Source organism: Pseudovibrio sp. M1P-2-3, assembly GCF_031501865.1.
Taxonomy (GTDB): domain Bacteria; phylum Pseudomonadota; class Alphaproteobacteria; order Rhizobiales; family Stappiaceae; genus Pseudovibrio; species Pseudovibrio corallicola.
Genome location: NZ_JARRCW010000001.1, coordinates 3,747,676 through 3,763,065 on the forward strand (window position 1 = coordinate 3,747,676; position 15,390 = coordinate 3,763,065).

Annotated in this window: 14 protein-coding genes, 1 tRNA gene and 1 pseudogene; 5 read left to right on the top strand and 11 right to left on the bottom strand. The window is 48.4% G+C overall.

Going from position 1 to position 15,390, the window contains the following annotated elements; genetic code table 11:
• Window positions 1–11: 11 nt before the first annotated feature.
• Window positions 12–2,093: a hypothetical protein gene (locus P6574_RS16450; RefSeq protein ID WP_310621342.1), complete on the top strand. Its 2,082-nt coding sequence runs from the start codon at window positions 12–14 to the stop codon at window positions 2,091–2,093.
• A gap of 18 nt (window positions 2,094–2,111) precedes the next feature.
• On the opposite strand, the gene P6574_RS16455 is transcribed toward P6574_RS16450, so the two are convergent.
• Window positions 2,112–2,600 carry a GNAT family N-acetyltransferase gene (locus P6574_RS16455; protein WP_310621343.1) on the bottom strand — a complete coding sequence of 163 codons (489 nt, stop codon included), beginning with the start codon at window positions 2,598–2,600 and terminating at the stop codon, window positions 2,112–2,114.
• A gap of 325 nt (window positions 2,601–2,925) precedes the next feature.
• Window positions 2,926–3,330 (bottom strand): NUDIX domain-containing protein, encoded by a 405-nt coding sequence (locus tag P6574_RS16460; RefSeq protein WP_310621344.1) that lies wholly within the window; start codon window positions 3,328–3,330, stop codon window positions 2,926–2,928.
• A 489-nt stretch (window positions 3,331–3,819) separates the two neighbouring features.
• On the opposite strand from P6574_RS16460, the gene P6574_RS16465 reads away from it, so the two are divergent.
• Window positions 3,820–4,749 (top strand): metallophosphoesterase family protein, encoded by a 930-nt coding sequence (locus P6574_RS16465; RefSeq protein WP_310621345.1) that lies wholly within the window; start codon window positions 3,820–3,822, stop codon window positions 4,747–4,749.
• Between the two features lie 182 nt (window positions 4,750–4,931).
• Here P6574_RS16465 and P6574_RS16470 read toward each other — a convergent pair whose 3' ends face one another.
• Both P6574_RS16470 and sciP read right to left on the bottom strand, forming a co-directional pair.
• A complete protein-coding gene (locus tag P6574_RS16470) occupies window positions 4,932–5,549 on the bottom strand; it encodes a hypothetical protein (RefSeq protein ID WP_310621346.1) in 618 nt (205 codons plus the stop codon).
• A gap of 393 nt (window positions 5,550–5,942) precedes the next feature.
• The gene (gene sciP / locus P6574_RS16475; RefSeq protein ID WP_310621347.1) at window positions 5,943–6,218 is read right to left on the bottom strand and encodes a CtrA inhibitor SciP; all 276 of its coding nucleotides are present in this window, start codon (window positions 6,216–6,218) and stop codon (window positions 5,943–5,945) included.
• Window positions 6,219–7,027: 809 nt separating this feature from the next.
• On the opposite strand from sciP, the gene mnmA reads away from it, so the two are divergent.
• Window positions 7,028–8,221, top strand: coding sequence for a tRNA 2-thiouridine(34) synthase MnmA (gene mnmA / locus P6574_RS16480; protein WP_310621348.1), 1,194 nt, complete (start codon window positions 7,028–7,030; stop codon window positions 8,219–8,221).
• A 249-nt stretch (window positions 8,222–8,470) separates the two neighbouring features.
• A tRNA-Met gene (locus P6574_RS16485) sits at window positions 8,471–8,547 on the top strand.
• Between the two features lie 372 nt (window positions 8,548–8,919).
• Here the strand turns inward: P6574_RS16485 and P6574_RS16490 are convergent.
• The 5 genes from P6574_RS16490 to P6574_RS16510 form a co-directional block, all read right to left on the bottom strand.
• Window positions 8,920–9,204 (bottom strand): DUF6916 family protein, encoded by a 285-nt coding sequence (locus P6574_RS16490; protein WP_310621349.1) that lies wholly within the window; start codon window positions 9,202–9,204, stop codon window positions 8,920–8,922.
• A gap of 101 nt (window positions 9,205–9,305) precedes the next feature.
• A complete protein-coding gene (locus P6574_RS16495) occupies window positions 9,306–9,875 on the bottom strand; it encodes a GNAT family N-acetyltransferase (protein WP_310621350.1) in 570 nt (189 codons plus the stop codon).
• A gap of 35 nt (window positions 9,876–9,910) precedes the next feature.
• The gene (locus P6574_RS16500) at window positions 9,911–10,453 is read right to left on the bottom strand and encodes a phage tail protein (RefSeq protein WP_310621351.1); all 543 of its coding nucleotides are present in this window, start codon (window positions 10,451–10,453) and stop codon (window positions 9,911–9,913) included.
• A 74-nt stretch (window positions 10,454–10,527) separates the two neighbouring features.
• Window positions 10,528–11,088, bottom strand: a complete 561-nt coding sequence (locus P6574_RS16505) for a phage tail protein (RefSeq protein ID WP_310621352.1) — start codon at window positions 11,086–11,088, stop codon at window positions 10,528–10,530.
• Window positions 11,089–11,135: 47 nt separating this feature from the next.
• Entirely contained in the window at window positions 11,136–11,684 is a 549-nt protein-coding gene (locus tag P6574_RS16510; protein WP_310621353.1) for a phage tail protein, read from the bottom strand.
• 406 nt (window positions 11,685–12,090) lie between these two features.
• Between P6574_RS16510 and P6574_RS16515 the strand changes: the two are divergent.
• A pseudogene (locus P6574_RS16515) lies at window positions 12,091–12,827 on the top strand (IS5 family transposase).
• Window positions 12,828–12,931: 104 nt separating this feature from the next.
• On the opposite strand, the gene P6574_RS16520 reads toward P6574_RS16515, so the two are convergent.
• Both P6574_RS16520 and P6574_RS16525 read right to left on the bottom strand, forming a co-directional pair.
• The gene (locus P6574_RS16520; RefSeq protein WP_310622182.1) at window positions 12,932–14,197 is read right to left on the bottom strand and encodes a cytochrome P450; all 1,266 of its coding nucleotides are present in this window, start codon (window positions 14,195–14,197) and stop codon (window positions 12,932–12,934) included.
• A 5-nt stretch (window positions 14,198–14,202) separates the two neighbouring features.
• Entirely contained in the window at window positions 14,203–15,381 is a 1,179-nt protein-coding gene (locus tag P6574_RS16525) for a hypothetical protein (RefSeq protein ID WP_310621354.1), read from the bottom strand.
• Between the last annotated feature and the right edge of the window lie 9 nt (window positions 15,382–15,390).

Consider the following 15,390-nt stretch of genomic DNA (forward strand, 5'->3'; position numbering starts at 1 on the left):
GGAATTGCAACATGTCATGGTCCCTGTCTTTCGCCCCTCTCATTCCTCTCAGTCTTCTTATTACACTTGGCATCGCCGCTCTCTTGCTTCTTACCGCCTTCTTCATTGCACACCCACGAGGGGTAGGTGTGCGAGCCCTCAGCTTTGGCCTTCTCTTACTTACCCTTTCCAACCCCTCAATATTGCAGGAAGAGCGGGAACATCTGGATAGTATCCTTGCATTGGTTATCGATGACAGCCAGAGCCAAAAGCTGGCCAATCGTGAGGCAGAAGTGCATGCCGCGCTTGCACCTCTAAAAACCCGCCTTCAGAAGCTGGCCCAAGTGGAACTGCGTGAACTTCACACCTCCCGCAACCGAGTGGCAACAGAAGATGGTACCAACCTGTTTTCCTCGTTAAAAGCTGGATTGGCTGATGTTCCCGCCGAGCGTATTGCAGGCGCTATTCTTGTGACAGATGGCCAGATACATGACATTCCGCAGAGACTTACAGAGCTGGGATTTAACGCGCCAGTACACACCTTGCTGACCGGCTCAAAAAAAGAGATGGACCGCAGGTTGGAAATCATATCACGTCCCCGTTTTGGCTTGGTCGGGTCCAAACAGCACGTGGAGTTAAAAGTACTGGAGGACGGGCATCTACCTGTCCTTGCAAGTGAAGTTGAATTGACAATCCGCCATGACGGGAAGTTAGCGGACAGGCGGCACATACAAGTAGGCAAAACAATAGACTTGGAGCTGTCTGTAAATCACGCGGGTGACAATATCTATGAGTTTCTGGTATCCCCTATAAACGAGGAGGTAACCCCAGTTAACAACCGAGCCGTCTTGATCATAGAAGGCATCCGAGAAAACCTGCGGGTTTTACTTGTATCGGGCTCGCCGCATGCGGGCGAGAGGACATGGAGAAACCTTCTCAAGTCCGATGCGTCCGTGGATCTTGTCCACTTTACCATTTTGCGACCTCCGGAAAAGCAAGATGGAACCCCCATAAACCAGCTCTCTCTCATCGCTTTTCCAACACGAGAATTATTCTCTCAAAAGATTGACGAGTTTGATCTGATAATCTTTGATCGCTACGAGCGCCGCGGGGTACTACCACTCTTATACTTTGAAAATATTGCCAAATTTGTCGATAATGGCGGAGCTGTTTTAATGGCGGGTGGGCCAGACTATGCTGAAAACCGCAGCTTATTCAGAACTCCACTCAGCAGGGTTTTACCTGCAGCCCCTACAGGCCGCGTGCTGGAAAAACCCTACCATGCTAGAATCTCCAAGGCTGGCCAAAAGCATCCGGTTACCAGAAACCTTGCCGGAGGCAAACAATCACCACCTAACTGGAGCCGTTGGTTCCGCCTTGCCGATACCACTGTAAAAACGGGAGATATTCTGCTTACCGGCGTAGATTCGCGGCCCGTTCTCGTTCTCAGCAGAGAGGGAAAGGGGCGTGTTGCCACCCTGCTTTCCGACCATGTTTGGTTATGGGCAAGAGGATATGAAGGGGGTGGGCCCCACGTTTCCCTCTTGCGCAGGCTCTCCCACTGGTTAATGCAGGAGCCGGACCTTGAGGAGGAAGCCATTCGCCTGCATGTGCAAGGCACTTCTATTCAGGTTGAAAGGCAAACCCTCGCATCCAGTGTAGACCCCATCGTCATTACAGAACCATCCGGCGATACCCAGACACTTTCCGTGAAAGAAGAAGAGGACGGCATGTGGCGGGGCACAATTGTTGCAAAAGCGCTAGGGCTTTACTCAGCAAGCGACGGGCAGCTGACAGCTATCACAAATGTGGGTCCTGCCAATCCAAAGGAGTACAAACAAGTCATTTCAACAGGGCAGCTGCTTGCAGGTCTCAGCAAGGAGACGGGAGGGACAATCAAACGACTGGTCAGTGCCGATGGAAATATTGACTTGCCCCAGATCACCATGATGGGCAGTGCCGCCCGTTATCATGGTGGAAACTGGATTGGCTTCAAACGATCCGAGGCCAGTAATCTGACCGGCGTTACGCGGTACCCTGTACTTAACGGGTTTTTGGGCCTTGCACTGTTGCTGGGGGCTTTGTGTTTTACCTGGTTCCGCGAAAGCCGATAGAAACTGTATACCCCAGTTTTAAAGCGCTTTTACCATGCCGTATGGCAGAGGGGATCCATTCAGATTTAGGGCCAGAAGGCGCGTCGGGTCTACCGGGCCCGGCAACCGTATTTGGCCTACAGGCACTTTTTGATAGCCAAGCGGCTCATAATAGGGAGCATCTCCAACCAGTAAAATGGTCTCAACCCCAAGTTCACCGGCAGCACTATGGGCGGTGCGCATCAAGGCCTTGCCCAGTCCCTTGTTTTTAAATCTTGGCGACACGGTCAGTGGCCCAAGCAGCATTCCCGCACAGTTTCCAATCGCAATCTGTGTCAACCGCACTGACCCTGCAATTTCACCATTAATCAAACCTACAAAGGAAAGACGAGGATGCGGAGAGGTTCCCTCTCTGATTTTATGGGAAGTTTTTTCGAAGCGTTCTGCCCCGAACGCTTCATCCTGCAGTGCATCGATAATTTCATTATCTTCCGGCAATTCAATCCGGATCAACCAAGAGGGTAACATCATATTTTCAAGATCACATATCAGAGCAAACGACAGCGCCGCCCCTCATGTTGCTTAGAAACTATGTAAGCCAAGGGGACAGGCAGCACCGAACAACACGGGAAGATGACTCCCGTGTGATCATTCGTCGTCGCTGATCCCAACACTTTAGCAAAGCAGTTCCTCAAAACCGGTCTATGATCTATCACAAATCAGATAAATGCGGTTAGCATGCTTTTTTTTTTAGGTAAAGTGAGAAATAGCAGATATTTGGTTGGTTATCTCCTTGATCCCAGTGAAACACATGGAAGATAAACTTAAACTATAGAGATCAACTCTCGTTTTTCTACCAGTATTTATCTTGGGGTACAGTACCTTGAATTTCTTCAAGGCGCCGTTTTGTAGCAGAGCTAGTCCCTTCCGGCAGCGCGCTAAGCGGATAAAACTGCGCATCGACAATTTCCAGAGAAGGGCGTTTCCAGCTCTGGTCCCTCTTCCACGTTTTTACCAAATAAAGGGCCACATGATCTCGGTTATTTCCCCCGCGATTATAATAGATGCCTTTTAGCTCCAGTTCATGAGTGGTATTAATTCCGGCTTCTTCCTTCAATTCGCGGCGCGCCGCGTCTTCAAGGGTCTCCCCTTTTTCAACGCCACCTCCGGGAAGATACCACCCTTTCAAATAGGTATGTTTTACCAATAAAACCCTACTCTCACCGTCAAGAACAACCACTCTAACGCCCAAAGTCATAGCTCTGCAAAACAAGGCAGAATACTGTACTAACCGACTGACGAGTTTTGTTTGAAAAGCACCTGTAAGAGAGGGCAACCTGGTTTTCCTGCCTATCCGAATTCTGGTCTTTATTAGTCTTTTGTTAACCATGCACTAAATGCATATCACCTGCGCAAAACTGTGTATTGTCTTCCGACAGTTAAAGCATAGAAAGTGGCTATGAATTAAGCGCTTACACAAATCTTAAGCGCAGATTCTTCAACATTTCCTTATCCCTGCATGTTCCACGGAAACACCACCATGCTTACAAAACTTTTCGCACCACGCCACAAAAAAGCACGCTTTCACTGGAAGCCAGCAACTGACCTTTCCAACACGCGCATTGCTTCCACTTTACGCACATGTAACTACTGCTAAAACTGCCGAACCTGCTGTTTTCTTGGTGTAGGGCCTAAATAAATTAGATTGCCTACTTGACCATTACAGAACAGCCATGACAATTCCGGCATGTTCAAGCTTATTCATTTATCCGACCCGCATTTGGGGCCTTTGCCTGCAATCCAAAAACGGCAATTGGCGTCCAAACGTATTCTTGGTTACATTAACTGGCAGCGCAACAGGGCGCATTCACTGACATCCAAATATTTGGATGGTCTCTTGGATGATATTGGCGACATGAACCCTGACCACATTGCCCTGTGTGGTGACTTGGTAAACATTGCTCTGCCAGCGGAAATTGCAACAGCCCGGGAATGGCTCAAGATTGTTGGATCACCGGAACTTGTCTCCGTTGTGCCGGGAAATCATGATGCATATGTACCTGGTGCTGTAAAGTCTGCCTTTACATCATGGCGTCCCTATATGACCAGTGATGAGGAGCAGGGGCATATTATTCCTCATAGTAAAGACCTGGTATTCCCATTTATCAGGCGGCGAAAAGAACTCGGAATTATAGGCCTTTCCACGGCCAGAGCTACGGGTCCCTTCATGGCAACGGGGTATATGAGCAACCTCCAGCTTCGTGATTTAAAAACCAACCTTCTGAAAATGAAGAGTGAAGGTTTGTTTCGCGTGGTTATGCTGCATCATCCTCCTGTTCACAATTCCACATCGTGGCACAAGAGGTTTGTGGGAGCGAGCAGATTCCGTAATGTGATTGCTGAGTGCGGAGCGGAATTGATCCTGCACGGACATACTCACTATGCCACGAAGCTATCTATAGCAGGCCCAGACGGAGACGTACCTGTTATATGCGTCCCTTCCGCCTCCAATGGTCCCGGACATAAGAAGCCGCCGGCTTGCTACAACCTTTTTGAAATCAAAAGAAAGCCTAGTGGTTGGCATTGCAAGATGACAGAACGTGGGTACACAGAGGATAAGCTTTTTGTGCACACGGTTCGAGAAACAACATTGAGTATTCCGTACTCCCCACAGTAGGAAAAGCAGAGTTCTCTAACCTGAATAGCCTACCGTTTATTGCTGGCAGCGCCATTAAAGCGTATCTTTGAAAAGTGGATACCAATTTTCGGTTCAAGATACGCGTCTAAACAATAGGCTAAAGCAATGAGCTGTTTCAATAAATCGTCTTACTGCTTTGAAGGCTGGTCAGTCGTCAGCCATCAATTCATAGGGTTTGCAAACCATGCAAACCCTATAAGAGCCGCGGCTCCAATTAAAAGTCCAAGTGCAAACGAAAATAGTCCCTGAGAATTGTAGCGAGACGATATCGTCGTTTGTTCTCCGAGTTTTCTTATTGCACGTTTTTTCGAATGACGCCCTTTGGTAAGTATATCCAAACGGTGGCTGCCCACCATCCAGTCGGCCTCTATCGCCTTATCTCTTTCAAGAATTCGCTCCGCAATATAAAGCGTTACACAATCCGCCATTTCATCCAAACTGCTGCTTTCCAGAAGGACACTCCGTCCCAAACGGGTATCCTTCAAAAACCGATAGGTTTGCAGATCCCTCCCCATAACCACATGAGACGTAATATCAATCCAAAGGCGCGGCCTTGTTCCGGACACAAGCTGGAATGAAAAGTAGTCATCATCCTCAGGAATTTCTTTAAAAACCTCCGCGAGCTCCTCATTGAGGAGTTCCAGCTGGGCCCGCTCCCGCTCGTGCAGACCGACCACGACATCCCCTCGTTCAACATCCGCAAGACGTACCTTGTGAATCGTTTCACGTAGTGACCGTATTTTTGCACGGGGTGCCACATTGTCTTTTACTTCGGACATCATTCCCCCAGCCTAGGAAAGCACGTTGCGGCCAAAGTATTGGCGGTTACGGCCCTAACCCATTGTTCCCAGAGCATTCCCCGGTAAAGCGATCAGCAGGTAAAAAAGCCCCCTACAAGAAGCAACTATCCTTGCCGCCAGCCAGATTATTCGCCCTTTTTCAGATTGTAACCCGCTTCATTCTGCAAGCTCAATCCTCAGGTTAATCATATCTGAAAAGAACAGATGTACTTTTAAATATTAACCCAGATAGCTTCTAGGGAATCATAAAAGGAAGCGCCGACAAAGAGACGACAAAACATAAACATGGGAAAGAAAAAGCACCACGAAACGTGATGCCCTAGAAAAGGCCAAACTTATCGGCCCTTCCAACCTTGAACGGAAAAGACTTAGTTAGTTTCGGTAGTCCTGAACACGTGTGGCACGAAGCCCTGCCAAACCATGCTGGTCTATGGATTGCTGCCAAGACAAAAACTCTTCTACTGTCAGTGTATAACGGCTGCACGCTTCATCAAGCGATAACAAACCACCACGAACAGCAGCCACGACTTCCGCCTTGCGGCGAATGACCCAACGTTTCGTTGTCGTAGGTGGAAGGTCCGCAATCGTTAGCGGACTTCCGTCGGGACCAATGACATATTTAACTCTCGAACGCATATGTTCGGCCATTTTACTCTCACACACATCATGACCAAGGTGGCTACCAGACTAGACCAAGGCCTTTAAAATTTACCTAAGCCAGCATCAAGGTTTCAGTAAGTTTTATTACTGAATTACTTATTAAGTATTTAATGCGATTTCGGCCAATGATGGATCAAGAAATCTAGGCCACTCAAATTTAAAAATAAGGAGAAGCTCTGGGCTGCGCCACGGCTTCAACATGCCACCCAGCTTAGAAAGCAGCTAAATTGCAGTCAATGAAGAATGGAAAAAACGAAAACACCGTAAGTCTCCCAACTTATAATGTTGTCTGATTATGAGAAAAGTTTCCGAAACTTTCCTGCCTCAAGTTTGGAAGTGGTAGTGCGCATTCCAGCACTTTTCAAAATAAACGCCTGTAATAATTAAAATTTTAACCAAACATCCCAAGCACTATTGACACTTGGACTTCTCTTGATTCCATCACCGGACTCTCAAACTTATTGAATGACAAGAGAATTCACTTGGATATCACCGGAAATCCCGAGACTGTGCATTGCGGGAAAAACAGGCCCCCTCCCCCAAATAAATCACGGGTACGCCCTTCCGCTTCGCCGCAATCGATTCCCTTTTCGACATGAAATGGTAAGGCGTTACCTGCGGATATAAGAAAGTATCTTCTTCAATTGGTTTTCCTCCAGTTTTTGTGTATGGTCCCGCCAACATAAAAACAAATGGCGCGGGGGTACAAGACAAAAGCCTCCCGATTGACTTTAAGTCCCAGCCCCTATCGACAGAATAAAGATAAGTTTCGCGCCTGAACTAATGAGGTTTTGAAGATGCTGAACAGCCTTGGTTTGCCAGGCCGTCCGCAAGACACACGAGTCGTGGTCGCCATGTCCGGCGGTGTCGACTCTTCAGTTGTCGCTGGTTTGATGAAACGCGAAGGCTATGATGTGGTCGGCGTTACCCTTCAACTTTACGACCATGGCGAAGCCGTACAACGAAAAGGTGCGTGCTGCGCCGGACAGGACATTCATGATGCCCGCCGTGTTGCCGAAAAGCTTGGCATTCCCCATTACGTTCTGGACTATGAATCCCGCTTCAAAGAGCAGGTGATTGAAAAGTTTGCAGATAGCTATATCAACGGGGAAACGCCCATCCCATGCGTAACCTGTAACCAGACGGTAAAGTTTAAAGACCTTCTGGAAACAGCCAAGGATCTGGGCGCGGATGTTCTTGTCACCGGGCACTATGTGCGCGAGAGCATTTCTGGCAACCGCCGCGCCATGTTCCGCCCTGTGGACCTTGACCGGGACCAGAGCTACTTCCTGTTTGCCACTACCCAAGAGCAGCTGGACTTTCTCCGCTTCCCACTTGGCGGCATGACCAAGCCGGAAGTAAGAGAACTGGCCCGCGAATTCGGATTGGCAATTGCTGATAAGCACGACAGTCAGGACATATGCTTTGTGCCGCAGGGCCGCTATACGGACGTTATCTCCAAATTGCGTCCACACGCAGCTGACCCGGGCGACATTGTACATATGGATGGTCGCGTTCTGGGGCAACATAAGGGCATCATCCACTACACCATTGGACAGCGCCGTGGCCTTGGTGTTTCAACTGGCGAGCCGCTGTATGTGGTGCAGCTGGATGCAGAGGAACGCCGCGTGATTGTTGGCCCTGCGGAAGCCTTGGCAACCCACAAGCTGTTATTGCGTCAAGTGAACTGGATTGGTTCTGGCGAGCTTGAGGATATCCCAGAAGACGGACTAGAGGTTCACGCCAAAGTTCGCTCTACCCGCCCACCATCACCTGGACGCTTGTTCTACAAGGACGGCGTGGTCACCGTAGACCTCCACGCCGGAGAGATGGGCGTTGCTCCAGGTCAGGCCTGTGTGTTCTTTGATCGGGACGACGAAGAGGCCCGCGTTCTTGGTGGTGGCTGGATTCAACGGGCCGAGCGCGAAGCCGAAGCCGAAGAAGCTCTTAAAGCCCTCACCGGAAAAGCTTGGGAAGCTGCCAGCCTCTAATCAGTGGCTTCCATCGGATGGGCGTCAATCCAATCCCCCACTCATGGCTCCAAGATTATATTTTGGAGCCATTTTGCCAGGTTCCAGCCCCTCCTCCAATTTACCGAGCAAACCATTGCGAACCCATTTTTTCACAGGTTCATTTTTTCCCCATAAAGATCGGAAAAGTCTTCTTGACGGACCAGCTTAACATCCTTATACACCCCCTCACAGCGCAGCGGCAACAAGCCGAAACACAGCGCACCGGATGGCGGGGTAGCTCAGTTGGTTAGAGCAGCGGAATCATAATCCGCGTGTCGGGGGTTCAAGTCCCTCCCTCGCTACCATCTCTCTTCAAATGAAGATTGAAATGACAAGGCACCGCGAGGTGTCTTTTTTGTTTTCAGCACTTGATATTGTAGCGCGACAAAAGTTTGCAGCGGTGTGCATTTTGGATTGCACGGGCAGTATGTCGAAAGCAGGCTTCAAGCAGGCGAGCAATAAACGTAATTTTAGCGGATCTCCGAAAACCGGCGCCCACTTTTCGGAGATCCGCTTTTGAGCGCATTGCATGCATGCCTCATGACCTAGCTGCTTTAGTTCAAGAGAATTCTTGTCATTTGTTTGAACTCAACCAAACTGAACGCACTTTAAGTGCAATTAAGGACTGGCGGTATTTTCACACAACCAGCCCTGTAGTATTTCGCAGTATTTGGGTGCTACCCAAACACGATTTGTAGATTTGCCTTATTTTTACAACCCATGACTTTTGAGATAAAAACCGAGTGATTTCCAGTTTTGTCATGGCAGAGAGCTAGGGTGTCATGTTCGCCCACGAAGTCATCCGGGCATTCAAACAACAGCGAAAATTGCTCCCTGAACTCAGCTGGGGTCTCTGGCCCCACATTCACCTCGGAAAGTTTGGCCTGATGATGCCCAATAGTGAAAACCTCACCAACCAGACCTTCAAAGTCCTTATGTTCCAGTTCTTTCATTGTCTTCATAACAGCCTCCATAAGATTGCTCTTTTAAACGATGCCCAGAAACCGGAACTGCGACTTCATCAGGCTCTTTCAAATGACTTTCGTCTCAAAATCCGTCTTCATTAAGCGCCGTATTGCTGCATTCGCCGGATTGTTACTTCAGGTGGAATAACGTGCCCGTTTACAAACTGCTCATAGCTTGGGTGAAACCAGCGCATTAAAATATGACGATGGTTATTGCTCTCGATTTCAAACCCTAACCTGTAGTAAAAACGATAGGCGGCAGCATTCAGTGAATGCACATGCAAGGACACGGGCACTTGTTTGCGCGCTGCAGTTGCGCAAACGCCGTGCATCACTATGGAGCCAATTCCCTCTCCGCGAAAATGCGGTAAAAGAGCAATATCCAAAACCCTGAATTCTTGGTCTCTTTCATCCAGGTAAAGGCGACCGACCGGCTTCCCACAAAGTAAAATTATTCCATACTTCGCAACGGTATAACAATTAAAATACACGTCATGATGGGCATCATACTGCTGAGCAACCACCCTATGATAATTCTCGTCATCTCCAGCATAGAGAAGGGGGGCGAACTCCCAAAACCTCTCAGTTTCATGAACTCGTTTCAAAAATGCTTCATCCCCGGCTCGGGCCGGTCTGATCTTTACGTCCAAGGAGTTAACTTCTGTCATCCCATACCTTCCCACTCATATTTTTGAAAAGGCCTTCATCCAGATCGTGAAGGGTAGTCGCCTTTAAGCGCAATTTCATAGCTCATGCACATAAAAGGGTCCATGACTGAGAAGTTGCGACCATACCCAGCGCTAACTGTTCGACTTCCGCTGTTTGCTAAAGTAACCGCATTGCTGTCCGGTCGCACATAACCATCACCAACAATGTCTCCAACTTTAGGACTAGCAAGTGTCATGGAAGGCCCAGGGTCTTCAGATCCATCATTTTGGGTAGCGCCGAAAAACAAGTTGCTGTGGGTATGGGCTGGCAAGTTTCCAACAACCAGAGTTTGAGTCTCTATTCCGGCTTTTTGCCCCAGAAAGTATGTTCCATTGGTATTGCGCTGAACCGCGACACGGCCCCGCATTTCTGGCAGACCAAAGCTCGAAATGCCATTTCCACCAAACGTGGTCCCCACCAGCGAAAATAGGGCTACATTTTGGGAGACTGCGATCAGTTGACCATCACAATATGCCCAATCTCGGACTGCAAAAAACAAAGGAAAAATGGAAATTTGAGAAATATAGGGTTCGGACATTTCCTGTCTCCAGTGGGGTAAAACACTCTTTCCCGGTGTCAACGTGACTGAACATGCTGATAAGGGGGGAACCGCTAGCTACGCGAAGGATATATTCCAATCAAAGCTATTTCGTAAGTGATAACCTGATAGGGTGAGATTGTTGGTATTGGAAAACTGCTTCCTTTGACCGAAGTACTTGGAGAGCCTTGCGAAGACAGATCAGTGAGGTTTGACGCGGCGGCATACCAATCTGCAGTTATAGGTAAACCAGAAAAAGTACCTTCTGGAATAGCCGTGATGGTATCAGCAGTTGGAACAAGATCCGTTCCCGAATATGGTTGCGCCTTTTGCCGAATGATATGGGCATGAGACGGCAACTCGCGTATCGTAAGCACTTGATCACGCTGGCTATTAAAGCTCCCTATTGGGTACACACCCAAGCCTGGTCCTTGCCCAGAGTGTAACACTGTACGCCCTATCAAGTTTGGGACCCCAAAGGACACTCTTCCATCCCCACCATAAACATTGGATATAAGTGAAAATAGCATCTCATTTTGGCTAATCGCCATAATCTGCCCTTGGCACCGGGCCCAGTTTCTGATTGTAAACTCAAGGCCAAATGCGGAAACTTGAGAAATAAAGGGTTCTGCCATAATATGCTCCATGAAAAATATGGGAATGCGCGGGAAAGCCGGTAACCTTAATCCCGTGCCGGGTAATATCCCTCAAGAGCGATTTCGTAGGTCACAGACAGATATGGACTGCGTACTGAAAAAGGAAGATTGCCCCCTATACTCTCGGTATTATCCACCCCAGTACTTATAAGCGCATTTACTCCCGAACTGTCCGAGAATGAGCTGCCAGTTGCGGTGCCACCTGAAGTCGTAACAGCAGGCTTTGCCATAACAACATTTGAACTAGGCCCGCCTGTACCAGATGCATTTGCGACCGTCAAAATAGTACCAGGATGACTGTGTTGCGGCATAGTTGCATCATTCAAAGTTACTGTTTCGACGCCGCCAACGGCTCCGCATTTCTCTCCTGAATACCCCGGTCCAAACGCCATACGCCCTTTCAAGTTGGGAAAGCCAAACGTCGAACGGCCATCTCCACCATACCTGTCTGCAAGTAGAGAGAAAAGTGCCGTATTTTGAGATATTGCAATGACCTGACCATCACAAAAAGCCCAACCTTCCACAGCGAAACTCAAGCCCCATAATGAAATTTGCGAAATAAACGGTTGTCCCATTGCGACCTCTTAATGTCACTAGAAATGCTTTAGAGCATGTTGCGTTCACTTCCTTTCACGCCTCATGATCTAACTGTTTTATTTTAAGCAAATTCTTGTCGTTTGATTGAACCCAATCAAACGGAACGCACTCTAAAGAGAATGGACACGGGATGTTTGTAGGCCGCGCCTGTAGGGTACTTGTAGGCACCCGGATATCGACCCCCACCTTTAGATTGTTACGATTACAATTAACAACTTATAGTTGATGATAATGTTGCGCTATCCTTGCAATTTTCTAATTGAAAACAATGTGAGATATTACAGCAACTACAATTCCTAGAACTTGTTTACAAATAGGTTTCACAAACCCAGTGATTTGTGATTCAGGGTAGTTTTTAAGGAAACTATCTTGGCACGGCAATTGATGAGTGATGATGAATGGGCGTTCTTTGAGCCGTTTTTAACTGCAATACGGGGACGGGGTGGCCGAAAACCTAAGGATCACCGCCGTGTTCTTGACGGGATATTCTGGATTGCCCGTACGGGCGCACAATGGCGCGACTTACCCCAAGAGTTTGGCAAGTGGATCAGTGTTTATCAGCAATTTCGCCGTTGGAACCAAGCAGGTCTTTGGGAATTAATCCTGTCAGTTCTTAATGATAGCAGTTCTGCTCCCACGAGTGTCCATATGATTGATAGCACTATCATCCGTGCTCATCAGCAGGCTGCGGGCGCAAAAGGGGGACTCAAAAACAGGGTTTTGGCCGTTCAAAAGGTGGCTTTACGACGAAAGTCCACCTGATCTCCAATATTATGGGACTGCCGGTACGTCTTGAGGTTTCTGGCGGTGAAGTCTCCGATTACAAAGGATATGATCTCCTATATGACGGGGATGGACCTACCGCCAAGGTCCTGATCGCTGATCGTATTCGCGAAGATTGCCAAGCAAATGGTGGAGCAACGGTAATCCCCGGACGCCGGAACCGTAAGGCCTCTATAGAAATTGATAGCTTCATCTACGCTTTTAGAAATCAAGTCGAACGATGCTTCAACAAGCTTAAAACAGCAAGGCGGGTGGCTACTCGCTACGACAAAACAGCTTGTAGCTACTTGGGTTTCTTACACATTGCTGCTGTCAGGCTATGGTTCCGAAGTATGTAAACAGGTCCTAAGTCATGTCTCTAGCCTGTCCATTTTGGTCAAGCGGATTTTTCCTCTTATTGCCAATCCGCATTTATGAGTGATTACGCCTCAAGATTTCGCCCTCAGCGTTTCGCTACATGTACGAGAAGAGGGCGATCGGGGTAAAGGCAAACGCCTGCCTCCAGCCCCATAGCAGTAGCACCGTCTATTGAAATTGGCGTTAGTTGGATATGCTTCAAGATAACGGACATGACCTGTACCATCTCTTCTTGTGCGATCGCCGCACCAAGACAGCCATAGGGGCCACCTGAAAATGGAATAAATGCACCTCGAGGAACATTCATACTTCCAAGAAATCGCTCAGGTTGGAAACTGTCTGGATCCTGCCAATATCTGAGACTGCGATGCAACGCGTAGATGGAGATAATCAGCAAAGCTCCTGCCTCGATTTCATCGTCTCCTATGCTCAACGGCACTGTAGCATCACGCATTGTTTCAGTACCAGGCGGGAACAAACGCATAGTTTCATTAATTACCGCAATGAGTAAAGGGTCTTTTGCGGGCTTCTCGCTGGTAACAATATTATTAAAAAGCTTTTCCTGATACGCTGGAAAGCGTGTCATCAGCCACAAACACCATGCCAGTGTAATACCGGTTGTTACATGCCCCGAAGCTGCTAAAACCGTTGCATTTGCTTCAACTTCTTCTTTGCTAAGCCCACCGCTATGGGCTTCGGAAGAACCCATAATAGTCGAAAATGGATTATCTGGCGGCAAGCTTTTCCAGCGACCACTTGAAATCAAATACTTGGTAAGTTGTCGAATAATTTTGGCATTTCCAATAAAGTTCGCTTTATGAGCCTTAGAAAGTTGCTGAGTAACGTCTGTTATAAGTGATTCTCGCCCCTGATATTTTCCCGTTCCAAAGAGCGTTGCCCAAGCGACTTGTAGTGTGAGCTCTGACATTTCCATGCTCAGGTTTATCACGCCTTGTCGCAGCCAGCGCGTGATTGCATCTTTTGTTGCCTCTGCAGCGACCGAGTGAATGGAGTGTTTCAGAACTGAGCTAAACAAAGGGCGGATGGCACGCCTTTGCTTGGAGTTCTGTGCTCCTGGCGTTCCACTTAGTCCTTGCCCCAAAGCTGCGAAAGCTACCTTGCGCTGGACTTCCGCTTTAGGAAAGGCGTAGGGGCTTCGAAATAAAGTAAGTTCCGCAGCAGCTGCATCTGCGATCAATGCAATTTTCCGACCTTTAATTTTCCTGGTAATGACCGGCGTTTCTAGCAGTTCCGATGGTCGTGTGTGTGCACGAAAACGCATAATCTGGGAAAGGCTTCCCCAGTTTATGCGATCAGCTGACAGGAAAGACATTCTAGGAACTGGGGTCACAGCACTCAACTGGTGGCCTCCTCCAAAATTGGATTATCTTTTTCTTCAGGTTGGCCTTTCTTTACCAAAGGATTTTCATAAAGGAAGATACGACCCAACGTATCCATGGTATCCAACCAGCCCTTAAACGCAGAAATACTCTCCAGATCTTCAGGTTTTGGAACAAAGCGTGAGGACCATCCACCGGAATAGAGCCGACAATAGCGACAATCCACGTCAGGTGTGCAGCACTTTACCTTCATGGGCTGATGGTCCGTCCCAAAGTAGCGCATAGGCTCCACGATTCGAGAACCACAGCCCTCTGCTACTCCCGTTTGCGGATTAACGACATGTGGGGCACGCGCAGCACTCATCATCTTGTTATAGCCGCGGTCATATACAACCACATCAGGAAACTTCTCGATGGCCTCTCCAATAGTCTCTTTCATGCGGCACAGGTCGCTAAGACCAAGTTGCGGGTTGTCCTGAAGTGTACTAACCCTGAAAAATGCCTGATCATTGACTTGCATTGAGCCCAGCTTGCGCAAGTAGCTTTGGGTTGGCGAATAAATATTGAATGTGAGCGGCAGACCATGTTCACGACATAAATGGGCAACATGTGGAATTTGATCTATTGTCCAACGTGATACCGTTAGAAGAATAATCGCCCGAGGATCACCAGCATAGTTTCGGAGTGCTTTGGGAAAAGCCCCTGATCCTCGCAGCAGCCTATCCGTTTTTTCATCTGCTGCCCAGACAGACACCCCGATCCGATAAGGCACTTCCGAAGGGATCTTTACAGTTCCATTACTTCCAATATTTCCATAGGGAAAACACTTCGCTGCTGAAAGAAGACGCTTGGGCTCCAATGCGGGTTCCGCACCCACAAAGTAGGCCATGGAAACACCGCGCCGCTGTTCACTTTTGAAAAAACGGCCCCACTCCGTATCATCTCTTCGCGCATCTTGAACCGCCTCTCCCCCCCCTTCAAAATAGTAGCAGCCTTCACATTTGAGGTTGCACCGCGTCGAGGTTTCGTAAAAGGCCGGGCGGCGGAAAGCACGAACGACTTTTTTCGCAGTCCTATACCGAGTGTTTAGCTGTGGAGTTACTTTAAGAAGGTGACCAATGCGCTTTGCGACCCATTTTTTATAGGCAGGGCTACGAAAACTCGCAAAATTATCCGTTGGAGAGACAGTATTCATAAAACCCCT